Source organism: Methylomonas sp. LWB, assembly GCF_001856095.1.
In the GTDB taxonomy this organism is placed as follows: domain Bacteria; phylum Pseudomonadota; class Gammaproteobacteria; order Methylococcales; family Methylomonadaceae; genus Methylomonas; species Methylomonas koyamae_A.
Genome location: NZ_MKMC01000056.1, coordinates 84850 through 104139, shown reverse-complemented (window position 1 = coordinate 104139; position 19290 = coordinate 84850). Strand labels below are relative to the sequence as shown.

General features: G+C 57.8%; 14 protein-coding genes. 7 read left to right on the top strand and 7 right to left on the bottom strand.

What is annotated here, in order from left to right; all coding sequences use genetic code 11:
* Window positions 1-33: 33 nt before the first annotated feature.
* Both BJL95_RS18625 and BJL95_RS18615 read right to left on the bottom strand, forming a co-directional pair.
* On the bottom strand, window positions 34-5013 hold the full coding sequence (locus BJL95_RS18625; protein ID WP_083386158.1) for an MG2 domain-containing protein: 4980 nt from the start codon (window positions 5011-5013) through the stop codon (window positions 34-36).
* A gap of 234 nt (window positions 5014-5247) precedes the next feature.
* Window positions 5248-6882 (bottom strand): alpha-D-glucose phosphate-specific phosphoglucomutase, encoded by a 1635-nt coding sequence (locus BJL95_RS18615; protein WP_071160104.1) that lies wholly within the window; start codon window positions 6880-6882, stop codon window positions 5248-5250.
* 72 nt (window positions 6883-6954) lie between these two features.
* On the opposite strand from BJL95_RS18615, the gene BJL95_RS18610 reads away from it, so the two are divergent.
* Window positions 6955-7506 (top strand): murein L,D-transpeptidase family protein, encoded by a 552-nt coding sequence (locus BJL95_RS18610; RefSeq protein WP_064026526.1) that lies wholly within the window; start codon window positions 6955-6957, stop codon window positions 7504-7506.
* An 85-nt stretch (window positions 7507-7591) separates the two neighbouring features.
* Window positions 7592-7870, top strand: coding sequence for an Lpp/OprI family alanine-zipper lipoprotein (locus BJL95_RS24205; RefSeq protein WP_082885413.1), 279 nt, complete (start codon window positions 7592-7594; stop codon window positions 7868-7870).
* Between the two features lie 81 nt (window positions 7871-7951).
* On the opposite strand, the gene BJL95_RS18605 is transcribed toward BJL95_RS24205, so the two are convergent.
* A complete protein-coding gene (locus tag BJL95_RS18605; RefSeq protein ID WP_064026458.1) occupies window positions 7952-8914 on the bottom strand; it encodes a L,D-transpeptidase family protein in 963 nt (320 codons plus the stop codon).
* Window positions 8911-9822: a recombination-associated protein RdgC gene (gene rdgC, locus BJL95_RS18600; protein ID WP_071160101.1), complete on the bottom strand. Its 912-nt coding sequence runs from the start codon at window positions 9820-9822 to the stop codon at window positions 8911-8913. Before rdgC ends, BJL95_RS18605 begins: the two co-directional genes overlap by 4 nt.
* 427 nt (window positions 9823-10249) lie before the next feature.
* Here rdgC and BJL95_RS18595 point away from each other — a divergent pair, with 427 nt between their 5' ends.
* Together BJL95_RS18595 and yjgA are read left to right on the top strand one after the other, a co-directional pair.
* A complete protein-coding gene (locus BJL95_RS18595; protein WP_254786848.1) occupies window positions 10250-10486 on the top strand; it encodes a hypothetical protein in 237 nt (78 codons plus the stop codon).
* Window position 10487: 1 nt separating this feature from the next.
* The gene (gene yjgA, locus BJL95_RS18590) at window positions 10488-11072 is read left to right on the top strand and encodes a ribosome biogenesis factor YjgA (RefSeq protein WP_071160099.1); all 585 of its coding nucleotides are present in this window, start codon (window positions 10488-10490) and stop codon (window positions 11070-11072) included.
* A 17-nt stretch (window positions 11073-11089) separates the two neighbouring features.
* Here the strand turns inward: yjgA and mtgA are convergent, their stop codons facing one another.
* On the bottom strand, window positions 11090-11869 hold the full coding sequence (mtgA, locus tag BJL95_RS18585) for a monofunctional biosynthetic peptidoglycan transglycosylase (protein WP_083386157.1): 780 nt from the start codon (window positions 11867-11869) through the stop codon (window positions 11090-11092).
* A 370-nt stretch (window positions 11870-12239) separates the two neighbouring features.
* Here mtgA and BJL95_RS18580 point away from each other — a divergent pair, with 370 nt between their 5' ends.
* The 3 genes from BJL95_RS18580 (at window position 12240) to BJL95_RS18570 (ending at window position 17308) form a co-directional block, all read left to right on the top strand.
* Window positions 12240-13490 carry a dicarboxylate/amino acid:cation symporter gene (locus BJL95_RS18580; protein WP_071160097.1) on the top strand — a complete coding sequence of 417 codons (1251 nt, stop codon included), beginning with the start codon at window positions 12240-12242 and terminating at the stop codon, window positions 13488-13490.
* A gap of 130 nt (window positions 13491-13620) precedes the next feature.
* Entirely contained in the window at window positions 13621-16377 is a 2757-nt protein-coding gene (gene polA, locus BJL95_RS18575; protein ID WP_071160095.1) for a DNA polymerase I, read from the top strand.
* A gap of 19 nt (window positions 16378-16396) precedes the next feature.
* Window positions 16397-17308, top strand: a complete 912-nt coding sequence (locus BJL95_RS18570) for an MBL fold metallo-hydrolase (RefSeq protein WP_071160316.1) — start codon at window positions 16397-16399, stop codon at window positions 17306-17308.
* On the opposite strand, the gene cobD is transcribed toward BJL95_RS18570, so the two are convergent.
* Together cobD and cbiB are read right to left on the bottom strand one after the other, a co-directional pair.
* Window positions 17302-18303 carry a threonine-phosphate decarboxylase CobD gene (gene cobD, locus BJL95_RS18565; RefSeq protein WP_071160093.1) on the bottom strand — a complete coding sequence of 334 codons (1002 nt, stop codon included), beginning with the start codon at window positions 18301-18303 and terminating at the stop codon, window positions 17302-17304. The two genes, BJL95_RS18570 and cobD, sit on opposite strands and share 7 nt — an antisense overlap.
* A complete protein-coding gene (gene cbiB / locus BJL95_RS18560; RefSeq protein ID WP_071160092.1) occupies window positions 18296-19213 on the bottom strand; it encodes an adenosylcobinamide-phosphate synthase CbiB in 918 nt (305 codons plus the stop codon). The genes cobD and cbiB overlap by 8 nt, the downstream gene beginning before the upstream one ends.
* Window positions 19214-19290: the final 77 nt, after the last annotated feature.

Here is a 19290-nt window from a genome sequence, read left to right as displayed (position 1 = left end):
AGACAATCGACGTATCGCCTAACGGCATCCTCCCTACCTTACAGTCACTCTTCCGGCCGGACTATTCCCCCTGACCGCCTCGTTATACATGTCGAAGCCGCTGGCCGGCGGTATCGCAGCATTACCGGGACGGCCGACTTTCCAAACTTGGTATAAGGTTAAATCCCCACCGGGTTGTAGCTTGGCGACGCGAACGATGCGGTCCGGGTAGCGCTGGGTTTCCTTGACGTTGGCCCAATAGTTGTCGTCGCTGGCTTGCAATTTGGCGTCGGCCAAGTAGGTTTGGTCGTTCTCCTGGCCTTCCGCCAACGCCGGAATTCCATCTTCGACGACGACGAATTCGCTGCCGGTTGGCAAACGACCCGGCTCGTCGTTCCGCTTGATTCGGAGTTCGCTGATCACCACATCGCCGAGGCTTAGCGGCTGGTTCAAGTCGATCGATTCGTTGCCGCTCGACGTGATGCGGCGAAAAGCCCGCTCGACGGTCAGACCGGCCGCGCGAGCGCTAACCGCCGGATACGGCACATCGACTTGCAAGCTGGCCGAGGCCACGTCGGTGTCGTTTAACTCGGCGATGCGGATGTCGGTCAGTTCGCCGGCCGCCGGCAATGAGTCGAAACGCCCCAGATAACCGCCGGGTATTCGATTCAAATTACCCAGCACGCGGCCGGCCGCGCTGGCTTTCAAGGACCTTGCCTTGGCGTTTTGCGCGGCGGCGGCTTCCTTGCTGAGTAGTTCGCGGGTGTTGAAGATCACTTGGGCCGTGTCGTAAGTCGAAGTCCAATAGCCGTGTTGCTGAGTTTGCAGCAGCAGGCGTTTGAGTTTGGTTTCCAGAGCCTGAGGTAGTTCACCGGCCGTAAACAAAACACCTAGTCCTTCGGAAACCACGCTGGGCAATCCGAAGCCAAAACCCAATCGGCCATACAACTCGCCGCGCGAGGACTGATAAGTACCCGGATCAATCGCGTCCAAGGCTTGTTGCAAGCGGGTAACCAAGCGTTTTTGCAGATCGGATTTGTCCTGCAAGGCTTGATTGAAACTGTGCCAGCTAATGGTTCGATAGGCGGTCACCAAGCGCAGCGCGGCGGTCAAGTCGGCGATGCCGGCCCGATCGTCGGCATACACTCGGGCGACGAAATCGGCCTGCTGTTGCCATGGGCCTTGGTAAATATAAGTGGCGGCGGTGTAGCCGGCCAGCGTAAAACCGTCCGAAGCTTGGTTGCTGGCGGCCTGTCGCTCCAGCCAGACCACGCCTTTCCCGTAGGCGGAGGCGGCGCCGTCGATCTTCAGTTCTTCGGCGTATTTCAAGGCCTGCATCGCAATCAAGGTAACCGGTACACTCGCGGCGCTGTCGTTGGGCCACAATCCGAAACCGCCGTCGGCTTTTTGGTTTTGTATCAATTTGCGGATACCCAGAGCGGCATTTTGCTTGGCACGCTGCAAGGGCTTTTCGAGCGGTCCGAGTTGCTCGGCTTTCAAACCGGCCCGCTCGATCAAGTCCAGCAGCACCAGATTCGGCACCGTGCTATGCGCCAATTGTTCGGTACAGCCGTAAGGGTATTGCGCCAGCATGGCCGCTGCTTGCAAGGCCGCGCCGAGCAAGCCGGAATTGACCCGCACCGTCAGTTGCTTGGCTTGGGCTGGTTCCGGAATATCGAAATGCAAACCGCCATCGCGGCGTTCGGCTGCATAGACTTGCGGTAGCGCGGCCGGCTGAATAGGCAGATCGAAGGTCTCGGTACCACCGACCTTGACCGGCGCCGGCGCGGTCAAGCTCACCCTCAGGGACGCGTTGCCGGATTCGACGGCCGCCCGTAAACGCAGCGGCCACAGTTGTTCGGCCTTGCCGGCCAGTTCGGCCGCCCAGGCAAGCTCACCGCTTTGTCGCTGCAGCGATTCCGAAAGACTCAGATCGCCGGTCAGCTTAACCGGATCGGCCAAGTGGTTGGTCAACTTCACGGCCAATTCGACTTCGTCGCCGCCACGCAAAAATTGCGGGCCGACGGTATCGACGGCGATGTCGGTCTTGGTGCGAAATTGGCCGGTCGTTTCGCCGAGCCGGCCGTCCTTGTCGCTGGCGATCGCGGTGACCAGCCATTCGGTGACGTTGGCAGGCATATCGACATCGATAGCGGCAACCCCGTTGGCATCGGTAACGACATGCGGAAACCAGCCGGCGGTATCGCGCATCGCTTTCTTCGCCAGCTTGCTTTGACTTTTCAAGGCACTCAGCGCGAAATTGGGTTTGCGTAACAAATCGGCGTAACCGTAGCCTTGCAGGTCATCGGAGTAAAAAGTGGATAAATTGCTGCGTTGCAGCGGGTAGAAAAAGTCGAAAATGCCGGGCCGGAATTCAGCTTGCACCGCGTAAACGGCGCGATCGACAATGGACACCGCCAATTCGGTGTCGGCGGCCGGCGTGCCGTCGGCGCGCTTGACTTGAAGTTTGATTTGGGTCGGCTTCAGCGGCTCGGCTTCGGCTTGGGCCGGTTCGATGGCGATTTGCAAACGCTTGTCCCACGGCACGATTCTGAAACCCAGCGTCTGTTCCTTAAATTTGCCGCCAGCCACCGGCACGGTCACCGTATGGTAAAAGCCGGTACCAAATTCGGGTTTGGCGGTCACGTCGAACCATCGACTGCGGCCTTGCACCTGAGCGCTACGGCTATCGAACAACTTGGCACCCGCCACGGTTTCCCAGATTGCCCCGCGCTCGTTATTTCCCCAGGCCTTGGGCAGCAGCGCGAAGATCCTGGCTTGCTCGCCGGGGCTGAGAATAGTGGTCGGCGTGTACAACTCCAGTTCCGGATTGTCCGCCACCGCTTCGCCACCGCTGCCGGCGACAATCAAGGTTGCCGCTTGCGACTCCGCGGCATGGTTCATCAATCTGCCGGCCAAGGTTTCCAAGCGGGCGACCGCCGACAAGCGACCGTATTGTTGCAGGGCCGGGATCGTCAATACTTGCTGGCCGCGTTCGTCGGTTTGGAATTCCAGTTTGACCAGACCGCGCTTAACCGAACCGGGTTGGTCGATCAAAACATCGACCACGCCACCGGCCCCGGCGGCGGGTTTGCCGTCCGGATAGCTGGTTTGCAGCAACAGTTGCAGATCGTTGTCGCCAACCGCCGCGACGGTTTTATTGAAGCGTAACGCCGGCTGGGCTTCCGACAGGGTCGCGTACAGGTTGTCGGTCAAAATCGCACTGCCGCCGGCCGTATCCTGGGCGCGCACCATCAGGGTATAAATCCATTCCTGTTCGGGTTTGGGCTGTTTGGCATCGGCTTGAGCCTCGACCGGCACCGTGAATTCGAAGCTGCCGTCGCCGTTTTCGGCCAGTTTGGCGGCGGTTTCCCACGGGTTGCTGGCATCGACGGCTTGACGCGCTTCGATCGAACTGAACAATCGCTGCGGCTGGCTCAGCGGTGCCGCGGATTTGATCTGACCAAAATAATCGTTGCCGGTCGTCAAACCGGCGCCGGCCTCGCTGACGAACTGCGGCACCTCGAATTTCTTACGGTACAGAAACACCTCGAACTTGACGTTTTGCGGTACGCCGCCGCTATAGCGCTTGGCGCGGAATTTCAAGTTGAAAGGTTGACCGGGTTGCACGCTGGAACTGCGATCCAGCCATTCCAGATAAAAAGTCGGCTTGATGTAATCGCGCACCCTGAATTCGCCGCCGTAGGCTTTTTGGTCGATCTGGGCCAGCAAGCGGTACAAGCCGGGCGTCTGTGCGGGGTCCAAATCGAAGCTGCCGGAAAACGAACCGAAATCGGTCAACAGGGTTTGGCCTTGCAAACCGGTGGCGTTGCCGTCGGCGCGCAGCAACGAAACGTCGGTTTGCCTGGATTGAAACGCCGGTATTTGCAACCGTCCATCCTGCATGTTGCGGACGATACCCTTGTAGAAAAAGGTTTCGCCGGGCTTGAAGATCGGCCGGTCGGTCATGACAAACACCGCGTCGTCCTTGGCCTGAGTCGGTAGAAAGTCCGTCGCGGTCAGCGCGGTGCGCGGTGCTTCGCCCGGCTTGCCGGCCGGCGCATCGACCCTGACCAGCAATTTGCCGTCTAGAATTCCGTCGGGGTTGTCGAAACGCAATTCGCCGACGGCATCGGAAGCACCCGGGATCGCCCGCCAACGCCCACGGCCGTCGCGAACGCTGACCTTGGCGCCGGCCACCGGTTGCAGATCGCGGTTCATCGTCCGCACCAGCAATTGCTCGCTGGATTGCTTGACCTGTACCGCCAGACTGCTGACCTGAATCAAACATTGCGCCTCGGTTTTACCTTGCACGGCCTGCAATAAATATAGGCCGTCGGGCAAGGGCTCGAGCGCGACTTGCCTAACCTTGTAACGGTTTTCACTCCAGGCGTCTTCGTTAAACCACCAACCCAAATCGTGGGTTTGCCGGCCGTTGCGTTGCAAATCCAGATAGCTTTCCCTGACGACGCTAAAACCTTTAGGCGCCGCGACCAAAATCTGTTGCGGCACCGAGACCAGCGGTTTTTCGGTGACGGTCAATACCGAGCCGCTAAAGTTGGTTTCTTTCAACGCCTTGCGGAACTCCACATCCAACAGGCCGCGCAACAGCTTCAACGGCGATTGGGCGTTATTCAGACCCTTGGCGAAATAGTGGCCCGGATTGAGTTCGTTAACGGGTTGTTCGTAACTGCGACTGACATTGAATTGACCATCCAAAAAGTTTTCCAGGTTGTCGGCTTTCAATACCCGAAGCAACATGGGCTGGTCGGTGACGGTGTAATCGAGGCGTACGGCCAGCGACTCGGTATTGGAAAAGCTGCGCTCGGCGGTCAGGTAAAAGGGACTCCCGGCCCAGGCTGGTCCGGCGCAAGCCAGCGTCAGCAAGCCGGCGAGGGTCCAGCATAGCCCGATTGAGAGCGCGACGACGTGGGGATTATCGGGGACCGCGGCCGGACAAATTGAAAATACCCATCGAGCGAAAGCTCGAATCGACGAGTCCGCCCGTCTACCTGGACCGAAAATATCCAACATGTCCCTTCCTCCCCGTTCTATCGCCCGAACTTCGAATGCGCCGCATTCGACGCTGCGTTAACAGCAAAGCCGCCGGCGCCAATCGCGACGGCGATACCTAACCCGCCAACTGCGTCGGCCGGCTTTTGGCCGTTAATGTTAGCAGGCCGAAGCGCGGCTTGCCGCGTTCGACCCGAGGAGAAAACCGCGCCGCTCGGCACCGACCCAAATTCCGGGGCGCCTGAAAACGCCGAATCAGGTGATCACGTCAGGTGCGTTACGGCCGGTACGCCGTTTGACTTCGCAAAACTGCTCGGCGAGCGCGATCAAATCGGCCAAGGCTTCTTGAGCATCCTGATCGTGTTTGGCGACGTCGCGTTCGTAACGCTCCAGATAGATTCGCAACGTGGCGCCCACCGTACCGGTGCCCGACAAACGGAACACGATACGCGAACCGTTGGCGAAGCCGATGCGTATGCCTTGCGCGCTGCTGACGCTGCCGTCCACCGGATCGGTGTAGCTGAATTCATCGGCGTATTTGACCGTGTAATCGCCCCAACTTTTACCGGGCAAGCCGTTCAGAAGGCCGCGCAAGTGGTCGAATATTCCGTTGGCGATATCGCTATCGACGGCCTCATAGTCGTGCCGGCAATAGATGTCGCGGCCATACGTTTGCCAATGTTCGCGGACGATATCGGCGACCGGCTGGCGTTTGCGGGCGATCAGGTTCAACCAAAACAAGACCGCCCACAATCCGTCCTTCTCACGCACGTGGTTGGAACCCGAGCCGAAGCTTTCTTCGCCGCAGATCGTGATTTTGTCGGCGTCGAGCAAATTGCCGAAAAATTTCCAGCCGGTTGGGGTTTCGTAACAGGGCAGACTGAGTTTGTCGGCGACCCGATCGACAGCCTGGCTGGTCGGCATCGACCGGGCAACGCCGCTGATACCCTTGGCATAGGCCGGAATCAGTTTGGCGTTGGCGGCCATGATCGCCAAACTGTCGCTGGGCGTGACGAAAATGTTGGCGCCCATGATCATGTTGCGGTCGCCATCGCCGTCGGATGCCGCGCCGAACACCGGGGCGTCCGCCCCGAGCATGAGTTCGGCCAGTTCATGAGCATGCGCTAGATTCGGGTCAGGGTGACCGCCGCCGAAATCTTCCAGCGGTACGGCATTGAATACTGAACCCAGCGCCGCGCCGAGCTCCTCTTCCAATATTTTTTTGGCGTAGGGACCGGTGATGGCATGCATGGCATCGAACTTTAGCGTGATCAAACCGGCGGCAATGCTTTGTTTAATCAATTCGAAATCGAAAATGTCGGCCATCAACGCGGCGTAATCGGCCACCGGATCGATGATGCTAACCTTTACACCGGCGATTTGTTGCTCGCCAAGCGTATCCAGATCGATGTCCGCAACCTCCGCGCTCCGATATTCGGCAATAACTTTGGTATTAGCGTAGAGTGCATCGGTGAACTTCTCCGGGGCCGGGCCGCCGTTGCCGACGTTGTACTTGATGCCAAAATCTTCGTCAGGTCCGCCGGGATTGTGACTAGCCGATAGAACTATGCCACCGAAGGCTTTGTATTTCCTGATAATATTCGACGCGGCAGGGGTGGACAATAAGCCGCCTTGGCCTATAATGAGCTTACCGAAACCGTTGGCGATCGCCATTTTGATGATGATCTGAATGGCTTGTCGATTGAAATAGCGACCGTCTCCGCCGATGACCAGGGTGTCGCCTTGGAAGCCGTCCAAGCTATTGAATATGGATTGGACGAAGTTTTGCAGATAATTCGGTTGTTGGAAAACGCTTACTTTTTTCCGTAGCCCCGATGTGCCGGGCTTTTGATCGTCATAGGCAGTGGTTTTGGTGATTGTTATTGTCATATGCTACCCTTTGTTTTACCGCGTTTCGAAAGGGTTAAATTACACCAAAACCCCGGTTATTTACAGATTGCCATGCTGAAGAAAAAATTATCGAAAGTTTTTGTCCTAATTGGCTGTCTAGGGTCCTCGGTAAGTCTGGCATCGGACGTCTGGCTGCTGGTCGATACCGAAAAGCTGAACATGGAGGTCAAGAAAGGTGAAAAAACGCTTGCCGTGCTGGAAAACATCGCCATCGGCCGTAGCGGCGCGGGCAAGAAAAGCCATCGCGGCGACGATGTGACACCGCTCGGCAACTACCGTATCGGCTGGATCAATCAGAAAAGCTCGTTTCGTAAGTTTTTCGGCTTGACCTATCCGGATGTCGACCACGCCGACGAAGCCTTGAAACAAGGCAAAATCGATTTGGGCACCTACGAAGCCATCGCCCGGGCGCATACTGCCGGCCAAATTCCGCCGCAAAACACCGAATTGGGAGGTCAGATTGGTATCCATGGCTTGGGTAGTGCCAATCTCGCCATTCATAAAACCACAAACTGGACACACGGATGTATCGCATTGACTAACGAACAAATAGACTTGTTGAGTCAATGGGTGGAAAAAGGGACGCTTGTCACCGTGAAATAATGTTGGTAAAAACCAAAAAAATGTTGGACAATTGCCACCGTTTTTTCATTTTATTTTTTGAAACCACAATCAAGGGGAAAACACCATGATGAAAGCCATTAAATTATCAGCAGTTGTTGCCGTTGCAGCTCTGGCTACTGGTTGCGCCAGCACTTCAGATATCGAAAACCTGCAAGGTCAAATCGACAGCCTGAAACCACAAGTTTCCGCTGCCTCTGCTGACGCCGCTTCCGCCAAAGCTGCCGCTGCCGAAGCTGCTGCTAAAGCTGCCGCTGCCGAAGCCGCTGCTAACCGTGCCGCTCAATATGCTCAAGATACCAACAGCAAATTGGACCGCATGTTCAAAAAATCACAACACAAATAAGCTTTATTATTTGAGTTGCCGATTAAAAAAGCCCGTGAACCGAAAGGTTCACGGGCTTTTTTTGTTGTCCCGAGTTAGCGGTCAGTGCGCCTGACTTTGTACGATAGCCGGCGTTTGCACGGGTCTCTCGTAAATCGCAATCGGAATGCCGCTGGCTTTTTCGAGAGCGGCTTTCAAAATCGCCCCCTTGATGACCGGCATCTTTCCGCCATTGGCTTGTTCGATTAAATCCAATGCCACATGCAAGCGCTGCTCGAAAGTCGCGGGCGTCTCTTCCATTTGCGGATAGGTTTCCAGATACAAGGTATCGTGATACCAGCCAACCTTGATCGGCTGATTGACAATATTGACCGTGGTACCGGTTTTCACCATCGGGAAGAACTGCTCGATATCGGCGGGATACATCCTGATGCAGCCATGGCTGACGCGCATGCCGACGCCATTGGTTTTGTTGGTGCTATGGATCAAATAACCGGGAATACCCAGGCGAAACGCGTACAACCCCAACGGGTTGTCGGGACCGGGCGGGTAATACGGCTCCAGAACATCGCCATCGGCCAAATGTTCGGCAATGATGGACTTAGGCGGCGTCCACGATGGCCGCTCGGTTTTACCGAGAATCCGGGTTTTCCCAAGCGGCGTTTTCCAGTCGTCCTCCCTGCCTATGCCGATCGCATACGTCACTACCTTGGTAGCGTCCGGAAAGTAGTAAATTCGCATTTCCGGCAAATTGATCACAATCCCTTCGCGGGGCGCGTTAGGCAATAAAAAACTGCTGGGAATACGCACCTGAGCGCCGGCGCCCGGCAACCAGCGGTCGACGTAAGGGTTGGCCAACACAATTTGATCCTGCCCCAGCCTGAAATTGACGGCGATATCGATCAACGTGTCTTCTTGTTTGGCCGCAACATATTTGACCTCGTGCGGCGGATTGCCGATCAGGCTATCGCCGGGCCGGTCCGGCGGCGGCAAGGTCAAGGCCGAGGCCGACGGGACGGCCGCGACCACACCTATCAACAGGCTTATCAATAATCGGGTTTTCATTGAACCTTACCTTCAACGTTAAATAATTCGAGCAGACGCGGCAGGAACTGGGCAAGTTCCGCTGTCATAATCGAAAAATCGGCATCGAATTGCTCGACTTCGTCGAACGCCTCGATATTCGCGGCTTGTTCCTGCACTAAATCCAGGAATTTCAGGCGCTTAATCGCCAAATTCTCGTCGAGCACAAACGATAGCCTATCCGTCCAATTCATCGCTAATTTAATGACTTGTTTTCCGGTATCCAAATGATTTTTGATCTCCGGCAAACCCAGGTCGTGGCGCTTGCAGCGAATAATTGCGCCCTCTTCCTCGGGCGAGCGCAATTCGCATTCGTCTTCGATGACAATGTCACCAGGGGCTTGGTTTGATAGCAGCCACCGGGTCATCACGCTGGAGGCCATGCCGTTGCCGGCAATCGGCGTCACCGGCAACGAGCCCAGGCATTTGCGTAACAGGCTCAATAAGTCCTCGGCTTTCTTCGCCGAGGCAGCGTCAACAACCAGCCAACCACCTCGACTGTCGATGTAGGCATAGGTCTTTTTGGAAAAGGAAAAGGCTCTCGGCAATAAATCAAAAATTAATTCGTCCTTCAGCCGACTGCGCTCCTTGGCCGGCAGTTTGCGAGCTTCACGCTCTTCGATTTCAGTAATCCGATCCTGTAGCATCTCGTTAACGACCGAACCGGGAACCACCTTTTCCTCTTTCTTGGCGCAAACCATCAAAAAGCCATTGTTGACGTGCGCGAGGTCGTCGGACGCCCGCCCCAACGGCGAAGTCCAGCCGAAACTGAAGGTGTCGTGGCTACCACATGGCTTGAAAGGAGACTCAGCCAGTTTTTGTTGCACGGCGTCGGCGGACAACTCGAACGGCTCGGAAAACCGATAGACGGCAAGATTCTTAAACCACATGAAAAGACTCTGTCAAAAACCGGCCATTATCGCAAATTTGTTGAATCCTTAGAACTGGCCAATTGGGGAAACCGCCGAATCGTCCAAGTCGGACGGATCGCTTCATTATCAGTTATTCACATTTAGCCATTAAAGACGAGACTGTAAAAAAGCTTGACAAAATAACTCGTTGAATTCAAAAGGGTAAAGTCAAGCCATTGATAAATAATGTATTTTTATTGGCCAATTTCTGTACAATTTAAGCTCGCTTCAGGAAAACCGGGGAATTCGACCGGAAATCGTCGCTCAACTCACAGACTTATCCACAGCTTCTGTGACTATCCGGACTTTTCCCTGCCGGGGCAATCATTTATCGGCGACAACTCCCTGACTATCCTAAAGCGCCGGACAAAACCGAACCATGGCTTTCCATCAGGTTTGTTAAGATATGCCGAACACGGCACTCCGGCCGCCGTCTGTCGGCCGCAACTGGGGCGACACCATGCTTTCCACTTGGGAAAATCTGCTGATTGGCGCCATGGCGCTTTTGATTTTATTCTGGATGCAACCCGGCATCAAAGCCGCGTTGGCCCGCAGCCGGCAAGCACCATCCGACTGGGGCGGCTTGATCGTGCCGCTCGTCATGGTCGTGATGTTTGTGCTGTTCCTCATCGCAATGGTTTGAAATGAACGAAGAATTTTATCTGGAAGACGAAGACGACGAAGTCGAGTATTACGCGGTACGCCCAAACAAGACCCGCATCAAAAAGGAAATCGCCGAAGTGTTTGCGATGGCCGAGGAAATCTGTGGCTTGTCGGCAGCCCAAATCGCCGAATTCGAACTGCCGGAGCCGATAGAGCAAGCCTTGCGTGATGCCGGCAAAATGGGGCAAAACGCCGCCAAGAAGCGTCTGCTGAAATACATCACCGCGCGGATGCGCGAACTCGACACCGACTCGATCCGCGAAAAGCTGGACCGCCTCAAAAACCGCAGCGCTCATGCGGTGCGCGAGCACCACCAGGCCGAACGCTGGCGCGACGCATTATTGGCCGACTCCGGTAACGGTCAAATTACCGAATTGGTCGGCGAATATCCGGACGCCGACACCCAGCATCTGCGTCAGTTGCAACGCAATGCCCAAAAGGAAGCGAAGGATGGCAAACCGCCGAAGGCCGCAAGGCAGCTGTATCAATACTTGAAACAGCTGATCGCCGATGCCGGCGCGGCCTACCAAAGCGAATCCGACGACGACACCGAAAGCATCGAATGAGCCCGAACGGGTCCACCTCAGCGACCGGCCACGCGCATTTGCGCTAAAATCCAGGCCTGCCGCCTAGCGACATAAGCGCTGGGTCTATCGGCTTTCAGCAGTAGAGGATTCGGCAGCGTCGCGGCCAACAACGCGGCTTGCGCCGGCGTCATCCGTTGGGCGGGAACGCCGAAATAGCGGCGGCTGGCCGCTTCGACGCCGAATAAATGATCGCCGAATTCGGCGATGTTCAAATAGATCTCGAGTATTCGCTGTTTGCTCCAGAACGCCTCGATCAGCACGGTAAACCAAATCTCCAGCGCTTTTCTGGCCCAATTTCTCGCCGGACTCAGAAACAAATTTTTCGCGACTTGCTGACTGATCGTGCTGGCGCCCCGCAGTTTGCCGCCGCGCGCATACTGCGACCATGCCTTGCCGATTGCCTCGACATCGAAGCCGTTGTGCTGAAAAAACAATTGATCTTCCGAGGCCACCACCGCCGCATAGGCATGCGCGGATATGCGCCGGCCATCGACCCACTGCCGGGCAATCGGCCGATAGTCTTTTCCAGCCAACCAATCTTCCCAATGCCGGTTCAACATGAAAGCCGAGGTTGGCGGCGGTAAGTAGCGCAATACCGCGACGCTCAGCACCGACCCCACGACGAAAGCGGCAATCGCATAGCCGAATCCCCGTTTCAGAGAACCCCACCACGCTGAAGCCGCGGCCGGCCGAAAGCGGCGAGCCGGGGTGCGGTAACGTTCGGGATGTCGGAAATGTCTCAAGCTAAGTTCGGCGTCGGTGAATTTCCCGGACATTATCCATGATTCGCGCCAGAGCGAACGAAGTGCGGGAAATGCCGCTACGATTTGTATTTTTTACGGAATTTAACATAGTTTTTAACAAATGCCGTGTCGAGCGGTCTGGGTATCCCGCATCGCGCTTGGCCTGGTTGTTTTGGCATAGCACTTGCTTAAGTAAAGGCGGCATCAAGGATGTTAAGTTCTCTCCCCCGTGAACATGGAAAACAACGACGCCAAGGAATACCTGGATAAAAGCTCGGACATCGGCTTTTATCCAGGCAGGGACGACCCATCATGCCAACCGCTCCCAAACAGCGCATCCAATCTCGGTCCTCGCGCCGATTCGCAGTATCATCCGAACTTTGCGATTTCGTCCTAGACCGCCATGAAAAATCACCATCGCTTGTTGCTTGGCCTCGTGCTGGGCGCCGCGGCCGGATTGATCGGCCACGAATACGCCGGCTGGTTGCCGCTGCAACTGAGCGTTCGCTATGTGCTGGAACCGTTGGGGCAAATCTTTTTGCGGCTGATTTTCATGGTCGTGGTGCCGATGGTCGTCAGCGGCCTGATACTGGGGGTATTCCAACTCAGCAGCCACCACGGCCTGGCGCGGGTAGCGCGGCGCACGCTGCTATTCACGTTGTTGGCCAGTTCCGCATCGGTTGCGATCGGTATTAGCCTGGTGAATATTGCCGAACCCGGTGTCGGCGTCGAAATTCCCCAAAGCGGCGAAACCACGGCGGTCGGCGGCATCCGCCGAAACGCCGAACAAGCCAAACCCATCGAACAAACCTTGTTGGATATTATTCCGAAAAATCCATTCGCGACCGCCTCGCAAGCGTTGGAAGGCGAAATGCTGGCGCTGATGTTTTTCTCGCTGGTGTTCGGCGCGGCCTTGGCCACGATCACGGCCGGCAAGGCGTCGCGTTGGGTCGAATTGCTGGAAGAAAGCTATACCGCCAGCTTGGTCGTCGTCGACTGGGCGATGCGTCTGGCGCCGTTGGCGGTATTCGCGCTGGTGTTTCAATCGACGTTCAAATTCGGCCACCACATTTTGGTGTCGCTGGGATTTTACGTGGCCGTTGTCGTCGGCGGCTTGCTGCTGCAACAAGCTCTGGTGTATTCGGCATTGTTGAAAACCTTTACCCACCGCTCGCCGCTGGCGTTTTTTCGGGATTGTCGGGAAGTGTATCTGTACGCTTTTGCGACCGCGTCGTCCAATGCCACACTGCCGCGCTCGCTGGAGCTGGCCGAGCGCGATTTGGCGATCAAACCGGAAATCGCCCGCTTCGTGCTGACGATAGGTTCGACCGCCAATCAAAACGGCACCGCGCTGTTCGAGGGCATTACCGTGCTGTTCCTGGCCCAGGTCTACGGGGTCGATCTGTCGATGGCCGAACAGGTTAGAGTGGTGATGATGGCGATATTGGCCGGCATCGGCACCGCCGGCGTACCGGGCGGCTCGCTGCCGCTGATTATGATTTTGACGCAACAGGTCGGCATTCCGGCCGAAGGCATGGGGCTGATCCTGGGTGTGGACCGCTTCTTGGATATGTGCCGGACTACCCTAAACGTTAGCGGCGATTTGGTGATCGCCGCCTTGGTGGACCAGCCCGAACCGGCCGAGGCCGAGTAAACCACCGGCCGGGATATGCCGCGCGACACGCGAGTTTCGCGCCAATCGCCACCGGTCTGTGATATTCAACACTTGCAGGGCCTGATTCGGCCCTGTATCGTTGCCCGAATCTTTGCGCCGATAAGCTCACATGTCCGATTCCGCCACACACAAACTGATCCTGGTCGACGGTTCGTCGTTCCTGTTCCGCGCCTTTCATGCCGTTCCGCCACTGACCAATGCGCAAGGCGAACCGACCAACGCGATTTACGGCGTCTCCAACATGCTGCGCAAGCTGATCAACGATTACAACACGCCGTATTTCGCGGTGGTGTTCGACGCGCCGGGCAAGACTTTTCGCCACGACATGTACGAGCAATACAAGGCCCATCGCCCGCCGATGCCGGACGATTTGCGGGTGCAAATCCAACCCTTGCACGAACTGATCCGGGCGTTGGGATTACCGCTGATTATCGAGCACGGCGTCGAGGCCGACGACGTGTTGGGCTGCTTGGCGCAAAGCGCGGCCCGCCAGGGCTTCCAGGTCGTCATTTCCACCGGTGACAAGGACATGGCGCAATTGGTCAACGATCAAATCATCCTGGAAAATTCAATGACCAATACCCGGATGGACATCGCCGGCGTGATCGACAAATTCGGCGTCAAGCCCGAGCAAATCATCGATTATCTGGCCTTGATGGGCGACGCGGTCGATAACATTCCCGGCGTGCCCAAGGTTGGCCCGAAGACCGCCGCCAAGTGGTTGCAGGAATACGGTACGCTGGACAATCTGATCGCCCACGCCGGCGACATCAAGGGCAAAATCGGCGACAACCTCCGCGACGCGCTGGGCCAGTTGCCGCTATCGCGCGAGCTGACCACGATCAAATGCGACGTGGCGCTGCATTACACGCTGGACGACCTGAAACGCAAGGAACCGAACATCCCGGCCTTGAAAAACCAGTTGGGGCAACTCGGCTTCAGCAGCTGGCTAAAGACCTTGAACGGCGACGCCGCGCCTTCGACTACCGCAGTTTCCGACGTTGCCGAGAGCCTGGACGGAAACGCTGGAGCAAGCTCCGAATCCGCCGCCGCGTTGACCAGAGAGTATCAAACCATCCTCGATCAAGCCGATTTCGAGTCCTGGCTGGCGGCGCTCGCGCGAGCCGATCTGTTTGCGTTCGACACCGAAACCAGCAGCCTGAATTACAGCGACGCGCAAATCGTCGGCGTCTCGTTCGCGGTGGAAGCCGGTCGGGCCGCCTATTTGCCGTTGGCGCACGATTATCCGGACGCGCCGGCCCAACTCGACCGGGAAAGTGTGTTGGCGGCCTTGCGGCCACTGTTGGAAGATCCCGCGAAAGCCAAGCTCGGTCAAAACCTAAAATACGACGCCCACGTGCTGGCCAACCACGGCATCGCGTTGCGCGGCATCCGCCACGATACGATGCTGGAATCCTACGTACTCAATAGTACCGCCACCAAGCACAATATGGACGACCTAGCCAAGCACTACCTCGGCGTCGAAACCATTCATTTCGAAGACGTGTGCGGCAAGGGCGCCAAGCAGATCGGCTTTGCCGAGGTCGCCATCGACCAAGCCACCGAGTATGCCGCCGAAGATGCCGACATCACCTTGCGTTTGCACCAAACCTTGTCGACGCAATTGCAACGGCAACCCGGTCTTTGGACGCTGTATAACGAAATCGAAGTGCCGCTGATCGACGTGTTGACCCGCATCGAAGCCAACGGCGTATTGATCGATAGCGATATGCTGGCGCAACAAAGCCAGGAACTCGCCGACCGGATGATAGGCCTGGAAATCCAGGCCCACGATCTGGCCGGTTCGACCTTCAACCTGGGCTCGCCCAAGCAAATTCAGGAAATTCTGTACGACCGCCAAAAATTGCCGGTATTGAAGAAGACGCCGAAAGGCCAACCGTCCACCGACGAATCGGTGCTGCAGGAACTGGCGATCGATTATCCGTTGCCGCGAGTGATTTTGGAGCATCGCGGCATGAGCAAGCTGAAATCGACGTATACCGACAAACTGCCGCAACAGATCAATCCTAAGACAGGCCGGGTGCATACCTCCTACCATCAGGCGGTCGCGGCGACCGGCCGGCTGTCGTCCACCGATCCCAATCTGCAGAACATTCCGATCCGCAGCGAGGAAGGTCGCAAGATTCGCCAAGCCTTCATCGCGCCGCCCGGCTATAAAATCGTCGCCGCCGACTATTCGCAGATCGAATTGCGGATCATGGCGCATTTGTCCGGCGACGCAGGCTTGCTGAAGGCCTTTGCCGACGGCGAAGACATCCACCGCGCCACCGCCGCCGAAGTATTCGAAGTCTCGCCGGACCAAGTCACAAACGATTTGCGCCGCTCGGCCAAGGCCATCAATTTCGGTCTGATCTACGGCATGTCGGCCTTCGGGCTAGCGCAACAGCTGGGTTTGCCGCGCAATCAGGCCCAGTCCTACATCGACCTGTATTTCAGCCGCTATCCCGGCGTCAAACACTACATGGACGATATCCGCGAGCAGGCCAAGCGCCTCGGCTACGTCGAAACGATCTTCGGCCGCCGCCTGTATTTGCCGGACATCAACGCCCGCAACGCCGCTCAGCGCCAATACGCCGAGCGCACCGCGATCAATGCGCCGATGCAGGGCAGTGCCGCCGACATTATCAAACGGGCGATGATCGCCTGCCATCACTGGATAGCAACCAGCGGCGCCGACCTGAACATGATCATGCAGGTACACGACGAATTGGTGTTCGAAGTGGCCGAATCCCAGCTCGACGCCAGCATCGCCCAAATCGTCGCCATCATGTCCAACGCCGCCGAGTTGGCCGTGCCCCTGCTCGTCGAAGCCGGAACCGGCGCGAATTGGGACGAGGCGCACTGAGCGGCATGGGGGATTGGCGTTGAAAGTCAAATTCTGGGGTGTCAGAGGCTCCATAGCAACCCCCGGCCCGAATACGGTCAAATACGGCGGCAATACCACGTGCATCGAAATCGCCAGCTCGTCCGGGGACTTGATCATTCTCGACGCCGGCACCGGCATCCACGCGCTGGCTCAGAGCCTGGAGAGCCGTCAGCCGCTGACCGCGCACATCCTGATTACCCATACCCATTGGGACCACATCCAGGGCCTACCCTTCTTTCTGCCGATGTTCAAGGCCGGCAATCGCATCAACATCTACGGCGGACTCGATCCCTTCACTCAGCAAGGCATAGAGCGGGCGATGAACGTGCAATTGCAACACAGTTATTTCCCGATCAGCGAAGCCCAGTTGCAAGCCGACATCCGCTACTTCACGCTAAAAGCCGGCGAAACGATGGCGGTTGGCGGGGTGAAAGTCACGCCGACGGTCTTGAACCACCCGGTCTATAACTTCGGTTATCGGATCGAGGATGCCGACGGCAGCTCGCTGTTCTTTACCGGCGACTACGAACCGCCGACCAATCCCTACCGCGGCGACCATCCCGGCTTTCAAGCAATGCAGGATTTGACCGAACAAAAACTGGCCGAAGTTATCGCCGCGATGAGCGGAGTAGATGCGCTGATTATCGATTCGTCGTACACCGAAACCGAATACGCTCATCGGCGCGGCTGGGGCCACGGCACCTATGCCTCGGCGATAGCGCATGCCAAGCAGGCCGCCGCCAAGCGCCTGTTTCTGACCCACCACGAGCCAACGCGCGGCGACGCCGATCTGGAATCGATTTATAACGCCATCCTGCAAAGCATCGGCACCGAGCCGCCGATTTATCTGGCCAAGGAAGGCGAGGAATATCAGTTGGCGCCGGCCGCCTCGCGGCATGAGGCTCAATAGCGGCGCAATGCTTGAATTTCCGGCCGGGCCAGGGCCTGACTCAGTCGCCGCCAGGCCAGCGCGTCGCCCGGTAAGCCGAAGCGTAGGCCATCCGGTTCGGTGAACAAACGGGTCAAAATTCCTTGCTCGGCCAGCGCGGCGTGCAAGGCCGGCGCCGCCGGGCAACGCAGCCATTGAAATAAGTCGCATCCGCCGTCGGGTGGCCAGCCGTGGTCGCTCAGCAACGCCGCCAGCCGAGCCGCCTGGCTATGCAAGTGCCGGATGGTCGCCTGCCGCCAAATCGTATCGGCCAAGGCCATGGTCGCCGCATAGCGACCAGGATGACTGATAGGCCACGGCCCCAGCGTTTCGGCCAGCAGAGCCAGCAAGTCCGCTTCGGCGATCGTGAAACCGCAACGTAAGCCCGCCAACCCGAAAAACTTGCCCAGCGAGCGCAGCACGATCAAGCCCGGCCGCACCGGCAAGCTGGCTAAACTCGATTCGGGCCGGCTGTCCATGAACGCCTCATCCACGATTAGCCAGCCGCCGCGCTCGGCGAGACGAATTTGCCAAGCCAGCAATTGGGCCGGCTGCCATAACTTACCGGTCGGATTATTCGGATTGACCACAATCAGCACGTCCAAGTCGTCCAGTGCCGGTTCGATGTCCGCTTCGCTCAACACGACTAATTGGTGGCCGGCGCGTTGCCAATTGGCGGCGTGTTCGGCGTAAGCCGGATGCAGTACGCCGACTCGCCCCGGCGGGCGCAACGACGGCAAGGCTTGAATCGCTGCCTGGGAACCGGCCACCGCCAGAATGTGGGGGTTCCCGTAGTAACGACGCGCGGCATCCGGCAACTCGTCGTCATCCTCGGGCAGGCGTTGCCAGCATTCGGCCGGAATGGCCGGCACCGGCCAGCCGTTTGGGTTCAGGCCGGTGGACAAATCCAGCCAATCGGCCAGCGGTATGCCGTAATACCGAGCGGCCCGGCGCAATCGGCCGCCGTGCTCAAGCAAGGTAGTCTCCCAGCGCGATCGCCGCCAGCCACAACCACAAGGTTCGTTGCACCAAGCCGCAAGCGCGGGAGATGTCGGCCAACTCCGGCGATCGGTCGCCGCCGAACCAGGCTTTTTGCTTGATCTGGCCGTGATAGACGGCGGGACCGCCCAATCGCAGATTCAACGCGCCGGCGCCGGCGCTCATCACCGGACCGGCGTTCGGACTATCCAGTAACGGCGCGAATTGCAGCCACGCGCGTAGTGCCCGTCCCGTGTCGGCCAACGCCGCATAGCTCAACGCAGTCAGCCGCGCCGGCAACCAGTTCAACACATCGTCGAAACGCGCCGCGGCCCAGCCGAAATACCGATAGCGAGTATTCCGGTAGCCCCACATCGCATCCAGGGTGTTGACCAGCCGATAAACGACCGCCCCGGCCGGGCCGGCCAGTACAAACCAGAACAGCGGCGCGAATACCGCGTCGGCGCCGTTCTCCAATACCGATTCGATTACGGCTCGTCGCACGTCTTCCTCGGACATTGTTTGGGTTTGACGGCTGACGATGTAACCGACCCGTTGCCGGGCCAATGCCAAGTCGCCGGCTTCCAAAGCAGAGGCAACGGCCGTGGCGTGTTGCTCCAGGCTACGGGCGGCGATGCAAAAATACAGGATCGCGACCGCCAATCCGGCTTGCAATGCCGGTATCGCCGGAAGCGCCAACAAGCACGACAACGCCGGGGCCACCGCGCCTAGCAAAGCCAGAATGCCTGCCCAGCGTTGCTTGGCCGGGGAGGCGGCCAGATCGAGCCAGCTTCGTTCCAGGATGCCGGCCCAGCGGCCGAATGCCGCCAACGGATGCAACGCATTGCGCGGCTCGCCCAGGCAGCGGTCCAGCCCGACGGCTAAAAGGACGATCAGGGTCAAGGTCATGCGGTTAAGGGATGAAGGTATGCGGCGAGGCCGACCTTTCGGGATGGCAGGTGCAAAACTGAATCATGTAATCTTGA